This window comes from Pseudoalteromonas sp. NH0006-46 (assembly GCF_057547735.1).
The window spans coordinates 188,552-211,229 of sequence record NZ_BAAJML010000007.1; the positions used below are offsets into that span (position 1 = coordinate 188,552).

Annotated in this window: 24 protein-coding genes; 3 read left to right on the plus strand and 21 right to left on the minus strand. The window is 38.8% G+C overall.

Annotated elements, in window-relative coordinates:
* Window positions 1-23: 23 nt before the first annotated feature.
* A complete protein-coding gene (locus tag AC27I2_RS14330; protein WP_006791540.1) occupies window positions 24-677 on the minus strand; it encodes a TetR/AcrR family transcriptional regulator in 654 nt (217 codons plus the stop codon).
* Window positions 678-988: 311 nt separating this feature from the next.
* Between AC27I2_RS14330 and coaD the strand changes: the two genes are divergently transcribed.
* The gene (gene coaD, locus AC27I2_RS14335) at window positions 989-1,480 is read left to right on the plus strand and encodes a pantetheine-phosphate adenylyltransferase (protein WP_487204650.1); all 492 of its coding nucleotides are present in this window, start codon (window positions 989-991) and stop codon (window positions 1,478-1,480) included.
* Between the two features lie 60 nt (window positions 1,481-1,540).
* On the opposite strand, the gene AC27I2_RS14340 is transcribed toward coaD, so the two are convergent.
* The 14 genes from AC27I2_RS14340 to argC form a co-directional block, all read right to left on the minus strand.
* Window positions 1,541-2,056, minus strand: coding sequence for a hypothetical protein (locus tag AC27I2_RS14340; RefSeq protein WP_487204651.1), 516 nt, complete (start codon window positions 2,054-2,056; stop codon window positions 1,541-1,543).
* Window positions 2,056-2,562, minus strand: coding sequence for a hypothetical protein (locus AC27I2_RS14345; protein ID WP_487204689.1), 507 nt, complete (start codon window positions 2,560-2,562; stop codon window positions 2,056-2,058). The genes AC27I2_RS14340 and AC27I2_RS14345 overlap by 1 nt, the downstream gene beginning before the upstream one ends.
* A 28-nt stretch (window positions 2,563-2,590) precedes the next feature.
* Entirely contained in the window at window positions 2,591-3,118 is a 528-nt protein-coding gene (locus tag AC27I2_RS14350) for a hypothetical protein (protein ID WP_487204652.1), read from the minus strand.
* Window positions 3,118-3,648 (minus strand): hypothetical protein, encoded by a 531-nt coding sequence (locus AC27I2_RS14355; RefSeq protein ID WP_487204653.1) that lies wholly within the window; start codon window positions 3,646-3,648, stop codon window positions 3,118-3,120. Before AC27I2_RS14355 ends, AC27I2_RS14350 begins: the two co-directional genes overlap by 1 nt.
* Window positions 3,648-4,178, minus strand: coding sequence for a hypothetical protein (locus AC27I2_RS14360; protein WP_487204654.1), 531 nt, complete (start codon window positions 4,176-4,178; stop codon window positions 3,648-3,650). The genes AC27I2_RS14355 and AC27I2_RS14360 overlap by 1 nt, the downstream gene beginning before the upstream one ends.
* A complete protein-coding gene (locus tag AC27I2_RS14365; RefSeq protein ID WP_487204655.1) occupies window positions 4,178-4,708 on the minus strand; it encodes a hypothetical protein in 531 nt (176 codons plus the stop codon). The genes AC27I2_RS14360 and AC27I2_RS14365 overlap by 1 nt, the downstream gene beginning before the upstream one ends.
* Window positions 4,708-5,238 carry a hypothetical protein gene (locus AC27I2_RS14370; protein ID WP_487204656.1) on the minus strand — a complete coding sequence of 177 codons (531 nt, stop codon included), beginning with the start codon at window positions 5,236-5,238 and terminating at the stop codon, window positions 4,708-4,710. The genes AC27I2_RS14365 and AC27I2_RS14370 overlap by 1 nt, the downstream gene beginning before the upstream one ends.
* Window positions 5,239-6,099: 861 nt before the next feature.
* The gene (locus AC27I2_RS14375) at window positions 6,100-6,633 is read right to left on the minus strand and encodes a hypothetical protein (protein ID WP_487204657.1); all 534 of its coding nucleotides are present in this window, start codon (window positions 6,631-6,633) and stop codon (window positions 6,100-6,102) included.
* Window positions 6,634-6,649: 16 nt separating this feature from the next.
* Window positions 6,650-6,850 carry a hypothetical protein gene (locus AC27I2_RS14380; RefSeq protein ID WP_487204658.1) on the minus strand — a complete coding sequence of 67 codons (201 nt, stop codon included), beginning with the start codon at window positions 6,848-6,850 and terminating at the stop codon, window positions 6,650-6,652.
* 257 nt (window positions 6,851-7,107) lie between these two features.
* Entirely contained in the window at window positions 7,108-8,973 is a 1,866-nt protein-coding gene (argH, locus tag AC27I2_RS14385; protein ID WP_487204659.1) for an argininosuccinate lyase, read from the minus strand.
* Between the two features lie 48 nt (window positions 8,974-9,021).
* On the minus strand, window positions 9,022-10,224 hold the full coding sequence (locus tag AC27I2_RS14390; protein ID WP_487204660.1) for an argininosuccinate synthase: 1,203 nt from the start codon (window positions 10,222-10,224) through the stop codon (window positions 9,022-9,024).
* Window positions 10,221-11,153 (minus strand): ornithine carbamoyltransferase, encoded by a 933-nt coding sequence (locus AC27I2_RS14395; protein ID WP_487204661.1) that lies wholly within the window; start codon window positions 11,151-11,153, stop codon window positions 10,221-10,223. The genes AC27I2_RS14390 and AC27I2_RS14395 overlap by 4 nt, the downstream gene beginning before the upstream one ends.
* 7 nt (window positions 11,154-11,160) lie before the next feature.
* Window positions 11,161-11,928: an acetylglutamate kinase gene (argB, locus tag AC27I2_RS14400; RefSeq protein ID WP_058404949.1), complete on the minus strand. Its 768-nt coding sequence runs from the start codon at window positions 11,926-11,928 to the stop codon at window positions 11,161-11,163.
* Window positions 11,928-12,938 (minus strand): N-acetyl-gamma-glutamyl-phosphate reductase, encoded by a 1,011-nt coding sequence (gene argC, locus AC27I2_RS14405; RefSeq protein ID WP_487204662.1) that lies wholly within the window; start codon window positions 12,936-12,938, stop codon window positions 11,928-11,930. The genes argB and argC overlap by 1 nt, the downstream gene beginning before the upstream one ends.
* A 221-nt stretch (window positions 12,939-13,159) precedes the next feature.
* Between argC and argE the strand changes: the two genes are divergently transcribed.
* The gene (gene argE, locus AC27I2_RS14410) at window positions 13,160-14,305 is read left to right on the plus strand and encodes an acetylornithine deacetylase (protein ID WP_487204663.1); all 1,146 of its coding nucleotides are present in this window, start codon (window positions 13,160-13,162) and stop codon (window positions 14,303-14,305) included.
* A gap of 52 nt (window positions 14,306-14,357) precedes the next feature.
* On the opposite strand, the gene panP is transcribed toward argE, so the two are convergent.
* Window positions 14,358-15,986, minus strand: a complete 1,629-nt coding sequence (gene panP / locus AC27I2_RS14415; RefSeq protein ID WP_487204664.1) for a pyridoxal-dependent aspartate 1-decarboxylase PanP — start codon at window positions 15,984-15,986, stop codon at window positions 14,358-14,360.
* A gap of 275 nt (window positions 15,987-16,261) precedes the next feature.
* Between panP and AC27I2_RS14420 the strand changes: the two genes are divergently transcribed.
* Window positions 16,262-18,145, plus strand: coding sequence for an EAL domain-containing protein (locus tag AC27I2_RS14420; RefSeq protein WP_487204665.1), 1,884 nt, complete (start codon window positions 16,262-16,264; stop codon window positions 18,143-18,145).
* 33 nt (window positions 18,146-18,178) lie between these two features.
* Here the strand turns inward: AC27I2_RS14420 and trmB are convergent, their stop codons facing one another.
* From trmB to mpl, 5 genes are read right to left on the minus strand one after another with little or no spacing between them, the layout of a single operon-like run.
* Complete coding sequence (gene trmB, locus AC27I2_RS14425; protein ID WP_058551529.1) at window positions 18,179-18,847, minus strand: tRNA (guanine(46)-N(7))-methyltransferase TrmB; 669 nt, start codon at window positions 18,845-18,847, stop codon at window positions 18,179-18,181.
* The gene (locus AC27I2_RS14430; protein WP_138527532.1) at window positions 18,847-19,614 is read right to left on the minus strand and encodes an ABC transporter permease; all 768 of its coding nucleotides are present in this window, start codon (window positions 19,612-19,614) and stop codon (window positions 18,847-18,849) included. The genes trmB and AC27I2_RS14430 overlap by 1 nt, the downstream gene beginning before the upstream one ends.
* A complete protein-coding gene (locus AC27I2_RS14435; RefSeq protein WP_487204666.1) occupies window positions 19,615-20,544 on the minus strand; it encodes an ABC transporter ATP-binding protein in 930 nt (309 codons plus the stop codon). It abuts the gene before it with no gap.
* Entirely contained in the window at window positions 20,544-21,164 is a 621-nt protein-coding gene (locus AC27I2_RS14440) for a flavin prenyltransferase UbiX (RefSeq protein ID WP_138527530.1), read from the minus strand. The genes AC27I2_RS14435 and AC27I2_RS14440 overlap by 1 nt, the downstream gene beginning before the upstream one ends.
* 1 nt (window position 21,165) lies before the next feature.
* Entirely contained in the window at window positions 21,166-22,521 is a 1,356-nt protein-coding gene (mpl, locus tag AC27I2_RS14445; RefSeq protein WP_487204667.1) for a UDP-N-acetylmuramate:L-alanyl-gamma-D-glutamyl-meso-diaminopimelate ligase, read from the minus strand.
* Between the last annotated feature and the right edge of the window lie 157 nt (window positions 22,522-22,678).

The following is a 22,678-nucleotide window of genomic DNA, read 5'->3' on the forward strand; positions in this document are numbered from 1 at the left end:
GGAAACAGCCAATAAATGAAGCGTTATGCTACTGCCGGTGCTTGCTGTGCAAGTGCCGTGTACTTTTCGCGAAGTTGGTTCATCTGTACGCTGCTTTTTTCTGTACTGTAAGCCCTAAATAAAGCCAATACTTTTAAAATACCATAATAAATATCTTGCTCAGCCAACGAACCACTGGGTCTTCGTGCTTTTATGTAAGGTGTCCAAAAGCTAACGGTTAATTTAAGTGTGTGTGCTAATTCGGTCACGTCTTGTTCGTCAATGGCGATCATGCCTTTATCGCGCAATCCCAAAATAACGTTACGAACTTGCTCTAGTAACTCAAGCTGAAAATCAATATACGCTTGTTTTAAGTCTGTATCTCTAGAGAGGATATCGCCAAGGTTGTCGTAAAAAAAGTGAAAACGCCACATAAGTTCAAATAGCGAGTCGAGGTAAGCAGTTAAATGACTAAATGCATCGTCGTCTTTATCAATAGGCTTAAAATGTGTACTTAAATGATCACGGTAAAGCGCAAAAATATGGCGAATAATGTCTTCTTTATTTTTAAAATGATAATAAAGATTACCCGGACTCATCCCTAAGCTCGATGCAATATGGTTCGTTGTTATTGCACGCTCACCATTTTCATTAAACAACGAAATACTGGTATGTATTATTTTTTCCTTGGTATTCATATGCTAATACTCAAATAGTCTATTGGCTACATTACACTCAAATTTGGATAGGCAGTATAAACAAAATTAACAATTAAAACACTCCCCTTACAACTAGATCGTGTTGACCTTAATGGATTGAAAGTTATTCAACATAAAAGACGACTTAACCACAGCGCCAAGTTTGAAACCAAAAAAGTGAGCTATAAATAACGTCATGCCTTTACGGTATATTTTCACCTTAAATAATACCCACTAGCTGCACCTGCGACTGGGCTGCTTTGTACTGTAAACACTGTTAAACTACGCTAAAATTATAATTTGTGAACCTTATGAACGTTACAGCAATTTACCCCGGCACTTTTGACCCACTTACTAATGGGCACACAGACCTTATACAGCGCGCTGCTAAAATGTTTGATACTGTTTTGGTTGCCGTTGCTAATAACCCAAGTAAACAGCCATGTTTTAACCTTGAAGAACGTGTGGCGCTAGCAAACACAATATTAAGGCACCTAGATAACGTAAAAGTTATTGGTTTTTCTGGATTACTGGCTGATTTAGCACGCGATCACAATGCTCACGTACTTATTCGCGGTATAAGAGCGGTGTCTGACTTTGATTATGAATTTCAATTAGCCAATATGAATCGCCGCCTAAACCCCGATCTTGAAAGTGTGTTTTTAACACCTGCTGAAAAAAATTCTTTTATTTCATCTACTTTAGTTAAAGAAGTGGCGCGTCATCAGGGTGATGTAAGCGAATTTGTAGACCCTATTATTGTAAAAGCACTCAAAGATAAAGTAGGCTGCAGTACTAATTAAGCCTAGTGAAGTGCTTTACCAAAGCAAAAAATTTAGAGGTATGCAGCCTCTAGCGATACATTAACCACGTGTGGTTAGTTTTTTAGTTAACCACACCAGTTTTAATAAATCTTTATTTGTAACAAGTACAACGGCCATTGTGATATCAACAAGCGGCATTACTGACCCGTAAACTCCCCATAGCCACCAATAACCGCAATATGGGTTTACTATAAAATCAACATGCATTGCCAAAAAAAGCGTTGCGTTAACAGATAACCCCCCTACCAAGTAGTAAAAGCTAACAGGGATCACTCTCCCTAGGCTGAAACGCCAAATAATAATAGCCGCGATAGTAACCGCATCAAAAATAAATAACTGTAAATGCCTAAGTGGTGTATACATATCTATGTATAAACATAAGGTGTAAGAAACCATCATAATGAATGACAGGTAAGTTCGGCTATTATCGGTTTTATTAATAGCCGCAGACAAGTTATATAAAAAAGTGAAAACAAATAGCCACGTTATAAAAATACCAAAAGGTTCAGCTATTGAAACCATCATCCAAAAGTAATCTTCCAAAAAACTACCCATTAAACAGAAACCTGTTTTTTACGATTGAGTACACTGTTTTTTAATTTAACCAAGCCTAAAATATCTTTATTGGCAATAAGTACTACAGCCATAATGAAATCAACAATGAGTGTTGAAATACCGTAAACCATCCACAACCACCAATATCCACAATTTGGATTTACAATACTATCAATATGCATGGCAAAAAAAAGCGATGCATTAATACACAGCCCTACGATTAAATAATAAAAGCCAATAGGGATAACTTTACCAAAGCACTTCCGCCAAATAAAAATAACGGCAATGGTGACAACATCAAAAACAAATAATTGAAGATAAGGCGCTGGTGTATAGGCGTCTATGTACAAACTCAACGTATAAGAAACCATCATAATGAATGACAGTTGAGTACGGCTATTGTCTGATTTATTAATCGCTGCAGAAAGGTTATATAAAAAAGTAAAAACAAATAACCACGTAATAATTATACCTATGAGCTCGCTTATTGCAGCGAGACTCCACATAAAATCTACCAAACTACACTTTCCTTATTTAACCGGCTTTATTTTTACGGTTTACTACTGTATTTTTGAACTTAACTAACCCTAAAATATCTTTATTAACAATAAGTACTACAGCCATAATTAAATCGACAAGTGGTACCACTAATCCGTATACCGCCCATAACCACCAATATCCACCATAAAGCTGTATTATTGTATCAATATGCATAGCCATAAAAAGCGCTGCATTAATACATAGCCCTACAATTAAGTAATAAAAGCCAATAGGAATAACTTTACCCAAGTACAGCCGCCAAATAAATATGACGGCAATAGTAACAACATCAAAAGCAAACAATTGTAAAAAAACCGATGGCGTATATGCATATATGTACAAACTCAACGAATACGAAATCATCATGATGAATGACAGTTGAGTTCGGCTATTATCAGGTTTATTAATAGCCGCAGACAAGTTATATAAAAAAGTAAAAACAAATAGCCAAGTAATAAAAATACCAAGAGGCGCACCAATTTCAGCAATGCTTAAAAATATACTTTCCAAATTACTACCCATTAAGTAGCTGCCGGTGTTTTACGATTCAACACAACATTTTTTAATTTAACCAACCCTAAAATATCCTTATTAATAATGAGTACTAAAGCCATGATTAATTCGTCAAAAGGCATCAATAAGCAGTATCCCCCCCATAACCACCAAAATTTGTAATTCTGATTGATTCCATTATCGATATGCATGGCCAAAAAAAGCGATGCGTTAATGCATAGCCCTGCAATTAAATAGTAAAAAGCAATGGGAGGTACTTTGACAAAACAAAAACGCCAAATAAAAATAACGGCAATGGTAACTACATCAAAAGCTAACACCTGAAGGTGAGCAGAATATTGGCTTATATCTATATATAAACTCAAAATATAAGAAATCATCATAATTGATGAAAGTTGAGTTCGGCTATTATCAGGTTTATTAATAGCCGCAGACAAGTTATATAAAAAAGTGAAAACAAACAGCCAAGCAATAAAAATTCCATAAAGCTCACCGATAGAGACCATAAACCAGAAGAAGTCTTCCAATCTATTCCCCATTACATAACTGCCTGTGTTTTACGATTTAACATACTATTTTTTAATTTAACTAACCCTAAAACATCTTTATTGGCAATAAGTACTACAGCCATTGTTAAATCAACAAGCGGCATAACTGATCCGTAAACTCCCCATAACCACCAATATCCATCATATAGCTTTACAATTGATTCAATATATACCGCCATAAAGAGAGTCGCATTTATAGTGAGACCTACGATCAAATAATAAAAGCCAATAGGGATAACCTTACCAAAGTACAGTCGCCAAATAAAAATAACGACAATAGTGACAACATCAAAGGCAAATAACTGTAAATGAACTGATGGTGTATATGCATCTATGTACAAATTCAACGAATACGAAATCATCATAATGAATGACAGTTGAGTTCGGCTATTATCAGGTTTATTAATAGCCGCAGACAAGTTATACAAAAATGTAAAAACAAATAGCCATGTAATGAGTATGCCAAAGGGCTCAGCAATTTCAGCGAGGCTAAAAAAAATGTTTTCCAAAACACTACCCATTACCTAGCCACCGGTATTTTACGATTCAGTAAAATATTTTTTAATTTGACCAACCCTAAAATATCTTTATTAGCAATAAGTACTACAGCCATTATGAAATCAACAATAGGTACTGAGAAGCTATAAAGCATCCACAACCACCAAAATTCATGTGTTGGATTTACTATCATATCAATATGCATGGCCATAAAAAGCGATGCGTTAATACAGAGCCCTACTATTAAATAATAAAAACCAACAGGGATAACTTTACCTAAGCACAGCCGCCAAATAAAAATAACGGCAATAGTGACCACATCAAAGGCAAATAATTTTAGGAACAGGAATGATGTATACATGTCAATGAACAAACTCAACGTATAAGAAACCATCATAATTAATGACAGTTGAGTACGGCTATTGTCTGATTTATTAATGGCCGTAGACAGATTATATAAAAATGCAAAAACAAATAAACATGTGATAGGTATACCTAAGAGATTGCTAATTGCAGCGAGACTCCAAAAGAAGTCCTCCAAAAAACTACCCATTACCTAGCCACCGGTGTTTTACGATTCAACACAACATTTTTCAATTTAACCAACCCTAAAATATCTTTATTAGCAATAAGTACTACTGCCATTGTGAAATCAACAATAAGTGTTGAAAAGCCATAAAGCATCCACAACCACCAAAATTCGTAATTTAGGTTTACTATTATATCAATATGCATGGCCACAAAAAGCGATGCGTTAATACACAGCCCCACAATTAAATAATAAAAACCAACAGGGATAACTTTACCTAAGCACAACCGCCAGATAAAAATAACGGCAATAGTGACCACATCAAAAGCAAATAATTGTAGGTACAGTAATGGAGTATACATGTCTATGTACAAACTCAACGTATAAGAAACCATCATAATGAATGACAGTTGAGTGCGGCTGTTGTCTGATTTATTAATAGCCGCAGACAGGTTATATAAAAATGTAAAAACAAATAACCACGTAATAAGTATACCTAAAAGCTCGCTGATTTCAGCGAGACTCCAAAATAAGTCCTCCAAAAAACTACCCATTACCTAGCCACCGGTGTTTTACGATTCAACACAGCATTTTTCAATTTAACCAAACGCAAGAAATCTTTTTTAATGAAAAAAACAGCAACCATAACAAAGTCGTTAAAGTTGACTAGCCAAGAATACACTATTGTAAAAAGCCAAGGTTCGTAGTTATTATAAATTACGGTATCTAAGTGCATTCCTAAAAATAGGATGGCATTCACTGAGAGCCTCGCTAGTAAATAAACGAATATAAGCCTTTCTTTAATAAATAAATTAAGTATCACAAGGGCAAAAATAGTAGCTATATCAAAATAAAAAAATCGAGGTACTGTACTGTTTGAATATCTATAAAAAGGCTTGATAGATATGAAACAGTCATCACTAGCGATAACCAAACACGCTTTTTGTCAGCCTTATTAATCCTAGAAACGAATGAATACAAAAAGGCCATTAAAAAACCCCACTGTACCAATGCTCCAATATAAAAACTTACATCTGGGGTTAACATCAGATCATCTAACATAACAATCGCTAATATGATAAGAGCAGGTCATTCTGGCCGGTAAGTACATATTTAATTGGATAGGTGTGTATATGCTTGAAACCAATCTGAATAAAAAAGTCATTTAAAATACCCATTATTAAAATGCGCTAATTTACATAGATAATTGGGGCTAGTTTTAAAGCGTTTCATTATTTAGTTGTTTACCAAGTTTTAGGAGTATACTTATATTTTTCAGTCTAAAACTGAGTAACATGTGGCTTAATACTTTATAAAGTATAGTTGTCAAAAATACAGTTATTAGAAATAAAGTAACCGCCCTTAAATTTATGCTTTAAAGTTTGTTAAGCGTAAAAATAAAAATGAATTTTAAGCTAGGGCATTTTTGAATTAGCGCTTGGATTTAGCAATGTGCGGATTGCATTTTTAAGTTTATGCAGCCCTAAGATATCTCTATCAACTATTAATGCAACAATCATCGTAATGTCTATTAAGTTGACAGTGTAAATGAATACTTCCCTAAACCACCAATGCTGATTGTTTCCAAATGTACTCCCGTCTATGTACATCAATAGGAAGAAGATGGTATTGATGCTGAGGCCTAGTACTAAATATAAAAATGATGGTGTAGTTTTTTTTACTATTTTATAAACGAGAATAAGTGCAGAAATAGTCGCAATGTCATACAAGGCAAATTGCATATAGAGTGAATTTTTAATTGAAAGCCATGTAAAAAAATAATCTGATAGGGTGTATGAACACATCATTACAAAAGAGCTAAATAAAAGGGTGGTGCCTTTTTTTAAACCTATTGCGTAAATAAATACATTAAAAAAAAAGGCCATTAAAAATCCCCACATAAAAAATGCGGAGAGAGAAAACAACCCAAATAAATTTTGTAAAAACATTAAACGCCTTAAATTATTACTTTGGCCTAGCTGGCGGGTCTACTAATATTGCCGCACGACTTAAATCAGCACTGGCCGCACTTAAACCTTCTTGCGAGAAACTTACTGTATCAGATTGTAGGGTTTTAGTGCTAGTAGTTTGTTCAGCCGCAGGCTGTAATTGTTGTGTTTTGTTGTATGCTTGCATTTGCACTTGGCTATTAGCTGAAATTTGCATGTAATTGACCTTATAAAAGTTTAAATTTAATTGGCGTAAAATTAAATCACACCATTGTGTAGGTATATGCACTACTCATGGTGGTAGTTGCTATTTTATAACTACGTAACTATTAGCAAGCTATATACCAACTTTTTTAAATTTTATTTTTTTAGGTAAATCACGAAAGTTTAAACAACCAAAACACATCCGACCAGACAAACTCAGGCATAAAAAAACGCACAGGGGTAACCGTACGTTTTTTGTATCCAGGGAGTTTAAGCCACGAATTTACACGGGATCTCCGCTTTATTACTTGGCTTTAAAATATATTCCATTGCTACTTCGTCGCAGTTTTCTTTACGAAGGCACAATTCACAATCTTTCATTACTTTTTCAGGCAGGCTGTCTTTACTGCAAAAAGCAAAATCTTGTTTTTCAAAAAAGTCTGGCACGCGCGTAAGTACAATTACGCGATTAAGTGCCAATTTTTTGGCTTTTATTAGCAAATGGTCAACTAATTGCCGCCCTTGCCCAGTCACCGCACTTTGCGGGTCAATACCCAAAGAGCGTATCTCTGCAAGGCCTGTATCGTATATATACAGCGATGCACAGCCCGACACCTTGCCGTCTATTTCGGTTACAGCAAATTCATTAATTGAATGCACCATATCACTTTTTGCACGCGGCAAATTTTCGCCGACGGTTGCCCAATGTTGAATAAGCTTTGCAATCGATTCAACGTCGTCTAGGTTGGCATCACGAACCGTTATCTGCTGTTTTTTTTTGGCTGCTTTAATTGCGCTAGTGACTTGCTCAATAGAGGTACCACCAATTGCTTGACGCGCTTTAATACAGGCGTCTATTTCAAGTACCGGATAAACGTCGTCTTCAAATACATCATTTACTGATTTATATTGCTCAAGTGAGAGCTCCTCAAGCGTTTTATCCTCACTTATTGCAAGCTGTACTAACACCCCCACAATATGATGGCCCTCTCTAAAAGGTACCCCTTTAGCCACTAAGTAATCAGCCAGCTCGGTTGCATTTGCATGGCCACCTTTTGCCGCAGCCAATGTACGCTCACCTTTTACTTTTACGCCTTTAATACACGCTTGTGCCATATGAATACACGCAAGCCATGTTGGCATCGCATCAAAAATGCCTTCTTTGTCTTCTTGCATATCTTTATTGTATGCAAGTGGTAATGCTTTAAGAGTCATCATCATGGCGCTAAAAGCACCAAATACACGGCCTGTTTTACCACGAATAAGCTCAAGTGCATCTGGGTTCTTTTTTTGCGGCATTAAAGACGAGCCAGATGTTACATTATCAGCAAGTTCAATAAAGCCCGCTTCACCTGAGTTATAAAAAATTAAATCTTCAGACATACGTGATAAATGAATCATTGAAATTGAAGCGCAACTTAATAGCTCAACAACAAAGTCACGGTCAGATACACCATCAAGGCTGTTTTTAGTTGCACCTGTAAAGCCTAAGCCTTGTGCAAGTGTTTGGCGGTCAATTGGATAAGCAGTGCCAGCCAACGCGCCACTGCCTAGCGGACAATAGTTCATACGGGCTTTAGCGTCTTGCAAACGGCTTTCGTCGCGTTCTAGCATTTCAACGTATGCCATACACCAGTGGCTAAATAATACAGGTTGTGCGCGTTGTAAATGAGTATAACCAGGTAAAATAGTCCCCAGTTCACGTTCGGCTAACGCAACAAATTCAGCTTTTAATTGCGCAATGGCTTTTAAAATATGATCGGCAGTATCACGGCACCATAATCTAAAGTCGGTGGCTACTTGGTCATTTCGACTTCGGCCTGTGTGTAATTTTTTAGCTAGATCACCCACTTTTTCGATTAAAGCGGCTTCAACATGTGAATGAATATCTTCAGCACCTGAGGTAGCTACAGCGGTTGGTTCTGCTTTTACCTCTTCGAGTAACTCGTATAATGCCGATACTAACTCTTTATGCTCATCGCTTGATAACACGTTCACTTGTTCAAGTGCGCCAGCCCATGCCACAGAGCCAATAATATCTTGCTCTGCTAATTGGTAGTCAAATGGAAGAGAGTCGTTAAATTGCTTAAACGCCTCGTCTGGACCCGTAGAAAAACGTCCGCCCCATAATGCCATGAAATATCTCCAAACCCTGTAATGCCCCTTTTACAAGGGGCGTAAAATTTACTTTTTAGACAACGCCGAAATTCTGCTTGAAAGCGAGAACAAACGAATAAAGCCTTCAGCATGTGATTGGTCATACACATCATCTTCGCCAAAGGTTGCAAAGTCTTCGCTGTATAGGCTGTTAGGTGATTTTTTCTGAACCGCAGTCACTTGGCCTTTATAAAGCTTAAGTACCACTTCACCCGTTGCTAATGTAGACAGTGCCTCAGCGCCCGCTAAAATAGAGTCTTTAAGTGGCGTAAACCAACGTCCGTCGTACACTAAGTGCGAAAATTCGCCGCCTAATACTTCTTTCCACTTACGGCTTGATTTATCAAGTACCAGCTCGTCTATTGCTTGAAGCGCCGCCATGATCACGGTACCACCTGGGGTTTCGTAACAACCGCGAGATTTCATACCGACTAAACGGTTTTCGACTATATCTACACGACCAACACCATGCGGTGATGCAATGTCGTTTAATTTAACTAAACAATCATAAGGTTTAAGCTCTTCGCCATTTACAGCAACCACTTCACCTTCAACTACTTTTAATGTTACAAGTTCGGCTTTATCTGGGGCTTGCTCTGGAGAGTTAGTCCAGGTCCATACTTGATCGCTAGGCTCACACCATGGATCTTCAAGCTCGCCGCCTTCGTGGGAAATGTGCCATGCGTTAGCATCACGGCTGTAAATTTTTGTTGCTGAAGCAGAACACGGAATATCACGCTCAGCTAAGTAATCTAATAGTGATTCACGGCTTGATAAGTCCCACTCACGCCATGGCGCAATAACTTTTAGCTCAGGTGCAAGCGCTGCAAAACACGATTCAAAACGTACTTGGTCGTTACCTTTACCCGTACAACCATGTGAAAGTGCATCAGCCCCTACTTTACGTGCAATCTCTACTTGCGCCTTAGCAATAATTGGGCGCGCCATAGACGTACCAAGTAAATACGTTCCTTCGTAAATAGAACCCGTTTTAAGCGTTGGGTAAATGTAGTCACTTACCATTTCGTCTTTTAAGTCAACTACGTAACACTCAGTTGCGCCCGAAGCAATCGCTTTTTCCTCTACACCTTCAAGCTCTTCTGCGCCTTGGCCTACATCGGCAACAAACGCGATTACTTCACAACCGTAGTTTTCTTTTAACCATGGCACGATAGCCGATGTATCTAGACCACCTGAATAGGCTAAAACGACTTTTTTAATTGAACTCATAGGTGTTCCTTAACAAAATTTGGATTTAGTAATGTAACTAGCAGAGCATTTTGCGCATGCATGCGATTTTCTGCTTGTTGAATAATTTTAGATGCTGGGCCATCCATTACCTCAGAAGTAATTTCAAAGTCACGGTGTGCTGGTTGGCAATGTAATACCGTAGTCGCCCCAGTTTGATCTAGCAATGCTTGGTTTAGCTGATAAGGCATGTATTTTTCTTTAACTTGCTCAAGCGGGGTATCGTCCCCCATTGAAACCCATGTATCGGCGTAAACAACGTTTGCGCCAACTGCCGCTTCTACACGGTCACTTACCATGACAGATGCACCATTCATTGCTGCGATTTGCTCAGCCTTTTTAAGAATTTGCGAATCAGGCGAACACCCTTTTGGCGTTACCGCTACAAAATCGGTGCCCAGTGTTGCGGCAAGTAACATAAGTGAATGGGTCACATTGTTACCCTCGCCGAGGTAAGCCACTTTAAGTTCGCTCACATCGCCATGTACTTCTTGAAGGGTTAAAAAGTCAGCCAGTGCTTGGCACGGGTGGTACAAGTCACATAAGCTATTAACCACAGGCACAGAGGAGTATTCACCTAACGTTGTTAATGTGCTGTGCTGATTAACACGCGCTACAATACCATCTGCCCATGTAGAAATATTTAGTGCAAAATCTTTTACCGATTCGCGAGCGCCCATAGCGCCATTTTGCTGATCTAAATAAACAGCGTGGCCACCTAAACGATTAATACCAATATCAAACGATAAACGTGTACGTAGGCTTTGCTTTTCAAATAGTGTAACAACTGACTTACCCGCTAGTACTTGGCTGTATTTCTCGGGATTTGCTTTTAAATCACGCGCTAGCTTTAATAAATTAAGTGCGCCTTGTTGGTCTAACTCTAGACCGGTTAAAAAATTCTCTAACATGGTAACCCTATGGTGTAATCTTTGTTCCGACATGCTCGCCTTGCAGCAAAGCAGTTAAATTTTCTGGCTTTTGCCAGCTGGAAATATACACACCGCGTCGTAAGTGTAGGGCAGCGTGAAGACTGGTCTTAACTTTGACCTCCATCCCGCCCACAATTACTCCCTCTGCAATTAAAGTCTCAATGTGTTTTGTGTCAAGGTGATGTAACGGCTGTTTATTAGCGTCAAGTACAGCCTCTACATCGGTCATAAAAATAAGCTCTGCATTTAAATTATTAGCAATAGCGGCCGCAGCCTCGTCAGCATTAACGTTGTACCAAAGCCCTTGTTCATCAAATCCTATTGAGCTAACAATAGGTAGGCGCCCGACGTTTAGTAAATCGTTAATAATAGAGTCATCGTTGCTTTCGCACTTACCTACTAAACATAATGCTTTGAGCTTTTGCGATGCAGTTACGCCTGCTTCATAAAGGCTTAAGCCAACAGGCTTGTGGCCAGCAGAAATAGCTTGAGCCATTAGCTGCTTGTTTGCACACCCTGCAAGTGCACCGACTATATGCGGCATTTGTTCAGCAGGGCTAATACGTAAACCTTGATGTTTAGCACTAACAAAACCTGCCTCTTTTAACCATGTATCGACTAATGCCCCACCACCATGCACAATTACAAAGTTATGGTTTGGCTGATTAGATAACACTTCAAATAACGCGTGAGCTGCATTTTCAGTATTAAGTACAGCACCGCCAAGCTTAATAACCCACGTTTTTTTACTCATTAAAACGCTCCTTTTAAGCCTGTGGTATGGTTTAAACCCATAGATAAATTAATACATTGCAGAGCTTGCCCCGCAGCACCTTTAAGTAGGTTATCGATTGCCGCAACAACAATTAATTGCGAGCCTTGCTGTTGCCACCCAATATCAACGTATGGCTGCTTTGCAACCCCTTTGATTGATGGAATTTTATTGCCTAACAAACGAATTAAAGGCTCTTTTGAAAGCACATCATAAGCCGTTGCTACTTGCTCACTTGTCACCTCAGGTTTTAGTTGCACGTAAATCGTTTCTAAAATACCGCGAGCAAAGTTACCTAAATGAGGTGTAAATAAAACCTTATGGCCCAAGTGCTGTTCTATTTCTGGTCCGTGACGGTGGTTAAATAAACCATATGGCGCTAGCGATACTTCACAAAAATGAGTACCTACACTGGCTTTACGCCCTGCGCCGGTAACACCCGATACTGCATTAATAATAATAGGTTGTTCGCTCAGTAAGCCTGCGAGCTGAAGTGGCTTTAACGCATTCAATGCCGCTGTAGGGTAACAACCCGCAACAGCCACTAACTTTGCATTTGCAATTGCATTGCTATTCCACTCTGCTAAACCGTATGCCGATTCATTTAGCAGCTCAGGGTGCTTATGTTCAAAGCCATAATAAGTAACGTAATCGTCATTACTTGCTAGGCGGTAACCACCCGATAAATCAAATACCTTTTTGCCCATCGCTAAAAATTGCGGCGCTAAATCTACACTGACTTTATGGTCGGTACACAGGCATACGTAATCTGCATTCGCGTTAATGTCACCAAACGCTGATTTTGTAAGAGGAAGTAAAGGAATATCAAGTAAGCCTAAGTGTTCTGGGTATAAATCACTCAGTAATTTATGTTTGTCTAGGCTACCTTCAGATACATAACAACCTGATAAAGTTAAATTTGGGTGTTTAGCAATAAGGCTTGCTAGTTCTGCGCCGCTGTAACCACTTGCGCCAATAATCACTACATTCATTATTTACTCGTTATCTTAAAATTTATTACTACTTACTTATGTGTTCGCTTACACTAGCTTAGGTGCTAATTAAGTCTTATTTATTAATGAATTTTGATTATCGTCGCATTATCTTCATGGTGTTACTTAATATATTTATGCTTAAAAAGTGAATTGATATTCATCATAAATACTTTTATATTGTTATGCAATTAAATTGAATAATTATTATGGGAATTTTTATGTCTCTGCCTTCGTTTATTTCTATGTATCAGCAATTAATTGAAGCCCCTTCTATTAGTGCGATTGAAGACAGTCAATGTATGAGCAATAAAAGTGTTATCGAGTTACTTGCACAATGGTGTGAAACTCTTGGCTTTACGTGTGAAATAATAGAACTTGATGGTAAAAAAGGGCGTTATAACTTATTAGCAAAACGCGGCATTGGCGATGGCGGTTTAATGCTTGCTGGGCATACCGATACAGTACCGTTTGATGATAGCCGCTGGAATCATAATCCGTTTAAATTAACCGAACTCAATAACAAACTTTATGGTTTAGGCAGCATTGATATGAAAGGATTTTTTGCTTTTGTGCTGCAAGCTATAAGCGAGTTGGATGAAAAACAACAAACACAGCCTATTTTAATACTTGCTACCGCCGATGAAGAAACAACAATGGCAGGTGCTCAACAAATTTGTCAGCACCCAAATTTAAAACCAGCGCGCTGTATTATTGGTGAACCCACTGATATGACACCGGTATTTACACATAAAGGCCATATGAGTACAGCAATAAGGGTCGTTGGTCGCTCTGGGCATAGCTCCGATCCCGAACGTGGTCTAAACGCCATTGAAGTTATGCATAAAGTGACTTCAAAATTACTGATCTTGAAAGAGCAATTAAAGAATAAGTATTCACTAAATTACTTTGAAATACCTTACCCTACTTTAAATTTAGGTAATATTCATGGTGGCGACAACGCAAATAGAATATGTGGTTGTTGTGAAATGCATATTGATATGCGCCCACTGCCAGGGCTTAGCGTGCAAGAGTTGCAAGCTTTGCTTCTTGATGCAACAAAAGAGATTAACGAACAATATCCTAACTCAGTGAGTGTAATTGACCTGCACGACCCAATACCGGCATTTACAGGCCATACCGACAGTGCGCTAGTTCAACTTGCAGAAAAAATAGCTGGCCAAAAAGCCATTGCTGTTAATTACTGTACAGAAGCCCCGTTTATTCAACAATTAGGCTGTGAAACCATTGTTATGGGGCCGGGTTCAATTAACCAAGCGCATCAACCTGACGAATTTTTAGCAATGGAAAAAATAAAGCCCTCACAGCACATCATTAGCAATATTATAAAAGCCTGTTGCTTTTAACTAAGCAAAAAAAAGACGCGAAATAGCGTCTTTTTTATAAATGCGGCATTTACTATTTCATGTATTTGCTTAAATACTTTTTAAATACAGGGTCTGTTTTAGCAAGCTCTTTTTGCTCAGCTAATATCTCTTTTAAAATGACACCCGAGGTTAGCGGGTTAGCCAGTACAACCCTAAACACAACCGTAGGTTGGTTATCGTATTGAGCTGGGGTTAAACGAGTACGCGACACAAATGAACGACCTGACTCACGCTGGCGTTTTTGCATACTGGCTGTAAAACGATTTAGTGAGGCAAAAATATCAATCCGTGTTTTTTCATCTGCCTCAGCAATCGCTTGTTTTATTTGTTTTGGCACATAGCGATAAGTAAGCAAGCACAGTTCAGGTTCTGAAATAAGCTCAAAATCTTCATCTGCTTTGATTAAATTAGCAAAATACTTTGCTTTTTTAATGCTTCTATCGATTAGCATTTCATAGCCTTTACGGCCAATAACACGTAAGCAAGCATGCACTAACATAGCCATACCTGGGCGGCTACCTTCGAGTGTGTGGCTACCTAAATCTTTAGAGCCCTTACGCAATATATACTCAGCATGGTGTTCTATTGCATCGGTTGCTGCTGGGTCTTTAAATAACACCAAACCAGCCCCCATAGGTACATACATTTGTTTGTGGGCATCAATTGTTATTGAGTCTGCTCGCTCAATACCATTGAGTAAAGGACGGTACGTGTTCGATAACAACGTTGCTCCGCCCCATGCTGCATCAACATGAAAATGACAGTTAATTTCTTGCGCTAAATCAGCCATTTCGTTAAGCGGATCAATATTACCGGTTTCGGTTGTACCTGCAACACCAATAATTGCCATTACTTTAATGCCTTTAGACTCTAGCTCGCGAGCTTTATCTCGCATGGCATTTACATCGACTTTATTGTCATCCGTTGTTTTTATACCAATTAAGTTGTCGCGCCCTAGCCCTAATAAATCAACCGATTTCCCTAGTGAGTAATGGCCTCGCTCTGAAATTAAAACCGCGAGCCCTTTATACCCATAATGAAGCATACCAGCCACTAGCCCTTGGGCTGCAATACCTGTGAACTCGCCATCTGGTTTTAATAAACGATTTCGAGCAATCCAAAGCGCAGTAATATTTGCAACCGTGCCACCTGAGCAAAATGCGCCAAGTGAGGTTTTAGCGCTGTGCATCCATTTAGAGTAGAACGCATCATTTTGGCCATAGGCTAAATGATGCATCATACCAAGTACTTGGCGCTCTAAGGGGGTAAATGCCTTGGATGTCTCTATTTTTACTAAATTTTGATTTAGTCCTACCATCAATTTTGATAGGGGCAATAAAAAATGTGGCAGTGCAGAGGTCATATGGCCAATAAAACTTGGTGCAGCAGTATGCACAGAATGTGCAACAAGCTGCTCCATTATGTCTTGAGCATAAGCAGATACAAATGTTGGATCTTCCGGGATCACCGCAGATTGAAAGTCTTTTTCAATTTCATGTAAGGGTTTTTCAATTGCCGCTATATTTTCGTTCAAAAAACCTGCTAAATTACTCGAAATTTCAAGCTCAATTTTGCTTAAAGTTGAGTCAGGCGCTTCAGGTACAGTGAATATACGCTTGAGGCTTTCTTTAGAGGCGACGGCACAACGCTTTTGATCCATCTTAATACCTAGTGTGTGTGTTGCTAAAACACCTGTTTAACTAGTAAAAACGCCCAATTATGGCGGTAAGTTAAGCAATAGTGTTTCTAAATAATTGCGCTAACTGTACTGCAATATAAGTAAAATGTCTCGTTAAAAGCCTTAAAAGCAACAACACGCATGACAAAAAAGTGTTAATTTAATTAAAATTTTATTTAATCGAATAAATACTAATTATTTATTGGGCAATTTGGTATTTTAAGTATAATAAAAAAAACAACAAAAAAGGGACAGACATGCTTAGGGAAAGAGTAAAAGTGAGCTGGTTAGTAGCCGGCTTTGCTTTATTTTTAGTCAGTTTAGTTGCTTATATCTATTACACCTACCACACAACCCGCGCTGAAATTATGGAGTCTGTCGATGCTCGTCTACTTAATGCCGCAGCCACTGTAAAGCATATACTAGGTGATGATTACCTAAATACCATGAATCAAAACGGCCAAATTAATTTTATTGATTATGAAGTCAAAAGCAGGCAGCTTTCAGAGTTTGCACAAGCACTGGATGTTGAATATGTATACGCGATGATATTAAAAAACAACCGCGTATACTTTACTGCATCTAGCTATACTCAAGACGATATGAGCAATGGCAAAATAACGCAATATTTAGATATATACCCAGAAGCAACCAATCTCAACATAAGCGCTTTTTACTCCACAGAACCAGTATTTGAAGTTTCAGCGGATCAGTGGGGGCATTTTAAAACGATATTTATTCCTTACGTAGATACTCGAACAGGTACCACTTACCTTACCGGCGCCGATATAACGATTAACGACCTAAACCAAAAGCTGAGTGAAAGCGTTTCTAAAGCAGCGGCTATGGCAAGCTTTTTCTTTTTTATAGCAGCGCTTGTTGCCGCTATTTATGTTTATTTACTTAAGCGTTCATTAGCAACTGACTCCAGTACCGGCTTTGATAACCACATTGCTTTGGAATATTTACTCAAAAAAAGTAATAACCACCATATGCAACTAGCCGTTGTATGGGTGAACGAAATTGAGGATATAAATAGTTTTTACGGCACTGAAATTGGCGACCGAGTAATGAAAAATCTACTTATGCATTTTAAAAGCCGTTGCTCTACTCACTGTCATTTATATCGCTTAGCAACGAATAAACTGGTACTGCTTTCCCCCAAAGAAACACCTTATGAAGAACTTAACGACTTAATTGAAACCTATAATGCCAATACGCCTTTATTAACCGACCCATTCATATACATCACTTTATGTGCGGGCATTGCAACTGGCAATAAGTCACTATTACTTGAAAATGCTCATATTGCTGCCCTGCAAGCAAAACAAGGCAGACATACGGTTATTAATTATTCAAAAGCCCTACATGATGTTAAAACTCAATATCAATACAATGTAGAAATGGCTAAAGAAGTTCACGATGCGTTTGATAACAACCGAATTGTGCCCTACTTTCAACCAATAATAGATACCAAAACTAATCAGGTAGTGCAGTACGAATGCTTGGCTCGGATGGTGACCGCAAGTGGAGAGATTTTAAAACCCGATGCGTTTTTAAATGTAGTTACTCGCTCTAGAATGGATGGTTTATTAACCCGCACTATATTTTCGCAGTGTATTAGTCGCTTTAGAAAGACTAATATTTGCTGGAGCTTAAATATAACAGCGCAAGATATGTTAGACCCAAGTTTAAACGAATATATTACTAACGAACTTAAACGCTACCCACACCCAAGCAATATCACTTTAGAGTTAATCGAAACGCAAGCCATTGCTAATTATTCAGAAGTGAAAGCCTTTATTTCTATGGTAAAAAGTAAAGGGGTAAAAGTCATTATTGATGATTTTGGAAGTGGCTATTCAAATATTTCAAATGTGCTTAAGCTAGAAGTAGATGGAATTAAATTAGATGGTGGATTGATAAAACAAATAATAAACGATAAAGACATTTACTTATTTATTGAGCATATAGCAGCATTTGCTAACCAATTAGATTTACAGCTCATTGCTGAATCTGTAGAAAACGCAGCCATAGTTAATGCGCTACAAAAAGCAAATGTGACGCTTATGCAAGGTAATTACTTTGCTTATCCCGCGCCACAATTCGCTATATCTGAAGATACTAATTTAGCCAGCTGAGTAAACTGTAACGACTAAATATTCTAGCCATACTTAGGTTAAATTTATGATAAGCCGATGACTTTGCTGACCGCTAGCCCAATACTTACGCTCAAACGGAGTGATTGCATCATCTGACTCATAAAGTGTCACTTCGCAGTGGTTACCTGTAAGCGCAAGCGCTCTGGCAAACTCCTTTACGTAAATGTCCCAATTACTGCGAACCTCTAATTGCCCACCTAATTTAACAATAAACGGAAAAATAGCCGCACCATGCCATCTGCGCTGAATATGCTTAGATTTAGGCCATGGATTTGGGTAAAGCAAATAATGATGCGTAGGCTGCCAATTAGCAGCCACGGCTAAACGCCAAAAATCATTTAAATCGGCTTGCACTAAAATATACTGCCCGCTATCAGTTTGCTTGTATTCTACGTCGTGCTTATCAAGTCGATGAGATGATTTATCAATACCAATCACCAACGCATCGGGGTGCCGTTTAGCTAAGTTCGCGCTACTTTCCCCCACACCACAGCATGAGTCTAAAATAAGTGGTCCATCAAATGCCTGCACCTTTTCATTAACCTCATCAAATGCCGCTTGCGTGTGTGCAGCAATGGGCTTTTTAAACTCGGCGCTTAAATGCTTATTTACTATTTCATCAAGCTTTTCATGAATACCAGCCTGATTAGATACAATACTTCGAGAATTTGCATCACTCATTAATGTCTTAGCCCCACACCTTTTCTGATTAATGTAAGCGCAACAGAAAATAACACTGTAATGAACACTAAAATAACACCCAATGCGACCGTTAAATCAACATCCGACACACCTAAAAATCCATACCTAAATGCGTTAACCATATAAATGATTGGGTTTATTTGCGATACGTTCTGCCAAAACTCAGGTAGTAACGTAATTGAATAAAATACACCACCTAGATACGTTAGCGGAGTAAGTATAAATGTGGGAATAATACTAATATCATCAAAACTATTAGCGTAAATAGCATTAATCAAACCACCTAATGCAAACACCGCAGAAGTTAAGATAACTGTTGCCATTATTACAAAAATATTATGTATTTGAATATCAACAAACAGTAGCGACACGCAGGTAACAATAAAGCCTACCATCATACCGCGCGTCATACCGCCTCCCATGTAGCCTAATACAATTATATAATTAGGCACCGGAGCAACGAGCAACTCTTCAATACTTTTTTGAAACTTGGTTGAATAAAAACTAGAGGCGACATTAGAGTATGAATTAGTTATAACCGACATCATAATTAAGCCGGGTACAATAAACTCCATGTAACTAAATCCGCCCATTTCACCAATACGCGAGCCAATTAAGTTACCAAAAATAACAAAATACAAACTCATTGTAATAGCTGGTGGTACTAAGGTTTGCACCCAAATACGTAAAAAACGAATACACTCTTTAATCCATATACTTTTTAAGGCTACGCCATATTTTAACATTTATTCGCCCCGCCCTTGCTCTAGTAATCCTACAAATAACTCTTCTAATCTATTGGCTTTGTTACGCATACTCAATACTGTATTACCTTGTGCTGTGAGCTCAGTAAATACCGCATTTAATCCTTGCGATTTTGCCACTTCAACCTCAATGGTATGATCGTCCGTCATAGTGTAGGTATACCCAGGTAATGTGACGGGCTTTGCTGGCATTTTTAAATCAAGCACAAAGGTTTCTTTATCAAGCTTTGCTAATAACGCTTTTATGGTGGTATTTTCTACGATGCGCCCACTATCGATAATAGCGATGTTTTTACACAGTAACTCTGCTTCTTCAAGATAGTGCGTGGTTAAAATAATTGTGACGCCTTGCTCATTAATTTTGCGTAAAAACTCCCACATAGAGCGGCGTAGCTCTATATCTACTCCCGCTGTTGGCTCATCTAAAATCAGCAGCTTTGGCTCGTGCATCAGTGCGCGTGCAATCATTAAACGGCGCTTCATCCCACCTGACAAAGTGCGCGCTTGTTTATCTTTTTTCTCAAGTAACCCAAGCTGAGCTAAATATTTATCTGCACGCTTATGTGCTTCATTGCGCGGCACACCGTAATAACCCGCTTGATTTACTAATATTTGGGTCAACGTTTCAAACTGGCTGAAGTTGAATTCTTGTGGCACTAAGCCTAAATGCGCCTTGGCAGCTTCAAGATGGGTATCGATATCGCAACCAAATACCTCCACTTTACCTTCAGTTTTATTAACCAAGGACGAAATAACACCAATGGTTGTTGACTTACCTGCGCCATTAGGCCCAAGCAACGCAAAAAAATCGCCTTCTTCTACTTGTAAGTCAACACCTTTAACAGCCTCTACGCCGTTTTTGTATACCTTGGTAAGGCCTTCGATATTTAATGCAATACTTTGCTTACTCATTACTTACCCTCACCATAGCCCCAACGTTTTGTTAGAGCATGCTCAATGTTTAAATGATCTAAAATTCGCGCCACCATAAAATCAACTAAGTCTTCTATGCTTTGCGGTTTATGATAAAAGCCAGGCGCTGCGGGCATAATGGTTACACCCAATCGCGATAGCTTTAGCATATTCTCCAAATGGATCTCGCTAAAAGGCGTTTCGCGCGGCACTAAAATAAGCTGGCCACGTTCTTTAATCACCACATCAGCCGCACGCTCTAGTAAATTATCAGATGCGCCTACCGCAATCGCTGATACCGATCCTGCACTGCATGGACAAACAACCATTTTTTTCGGCGCGGCAGAGCCAGAAGCTACAGGACTAAACCAGTTATCTTTACCAAACACTTGTAATTGCAGTGGTTTTGCATCAAATAGCGCATTTAATTGCTCAGTAGCTTTATCTTCATTTGCAGAGAGCTTTATGTTTGACTCAGTATCAAGCACAACTCGAGCCGCACTCGAAATAAGCACATACACTTGATACTGCTGCTCAAGCAGTACTTCAAGCAATTTTAATCCATATGGCGCACCAGAGGCACCGCTAAACGCTAAGGTTATTTTATCTTTAAATTGCAAATTATTCTCCGCTGTATTTATCAGCCAATCCATCAACAAGCTGCTGATGGAGGCCATTAAAACCGCCATTACTCATGATTAGAATGTGTTGATTAGGCTGCACATTTTCAAGCACCCTATTAATAATCGACTGTGTGCTGTTAAAGCATTGCATACCCGCTTTTTGGGCTTGTTCTTTAAGCGACCAACCTAAGTTTTCGGGTTCAAACAAAAGCACCTCATCAGCCTCAGCTAATGAAGCGAGTAACGTGTGTTGATGTACACCCATTTTCATGGTGTTTGAGCGGGGCTCTAAAATAGCAATAATTTTTTCATCGCCAACTTTAGCGCGTAAACCCGCTAAGGTTGTTTTAATCGCTGTTGGGTGATGAGCAAAATCGTCATACACCTTAATACTATTTATGTCGGCTTTGAGTTCCATTCGCCTTTTTGGGCTTATAAATTCGGCAAGTGCATCAATACTGTGACTCACAGCAATTCCCACATGGCGCGCAGCTGCAATTGCCATAATCGCATTTTTTACATTATGTTCGCCAATTGCGCCCCAATTAACTGTGCCTTGCTGCTCATTATTCAAAAGTACATCAAACTCGCTGCCATCGGCTTTAATTAGTTTATAGCCCCAATCGCCATCTAACGTTTCGCTTTCACTCCATAGACCTTGCGATATAACGTCTTCAAGCGCTTTGTCTTGTTTTGGCCAAATGACTTTACCGCTGTAAGGTAGTGTACGCATTAAGTGGTGAAATTGTTTTTTAATTGCGTTCAAATCATCAAAAATATCTGCGTGATCAAATTCAAGATTATTTAAAATTAGCGTACGCGGTAAATAGTGAACAAACTTACTACGCTTATCAAAAAAGGCGGTATCGTACTCATCGGCTTCAATTACAAAAAATGGGGTTTCGCCCACTTTAGCCGACACACCAAAGTTTTGTACTACGCCGCCAATTAAAAAGCCAGGCTTAAGGCCCGCATATTCGAGTATCCACGCAAGCATACTGGCTGTGGTGGTTTTACCATGCGTACCAGCTACCGCAAGTACCCAAGAGTTTTGCAATAAGTTATGCTTTAACCACTCAGGGCCTGAGGTATAAGGTAAGCTGTTATCTAACACATATTCAACACATGGGTTACCTCGGCTCATGGCATTACCAATCACCACCATATCGGGTTTTGGCTCCAATTGAGATACGTCGTAACCTTGAGTGAGCTCAATACCAAGATCTTCAAGCTGGGTGCTCATAGGTGGGTAAACGTTTTGGTCTGAACCTGTCACTTGATGACCAAGTGACTTAGCAATGGCTGCAATACCGCCCATAAACGTACCGCAAATGCCCAAAATATGAATATGCATATACTTTCCTTAAACCGTATGCTCACTTTGCAGCTGTGCAAAGTTTAATGGCGCTATAATGCCAAATTTCGCGCATAGTTACCATTATATGTAGGTATTTTACTAATGCTTAAAGTCATTATCACAAACAAAAAAGCCTTCTAAATTAGAAGGCTTT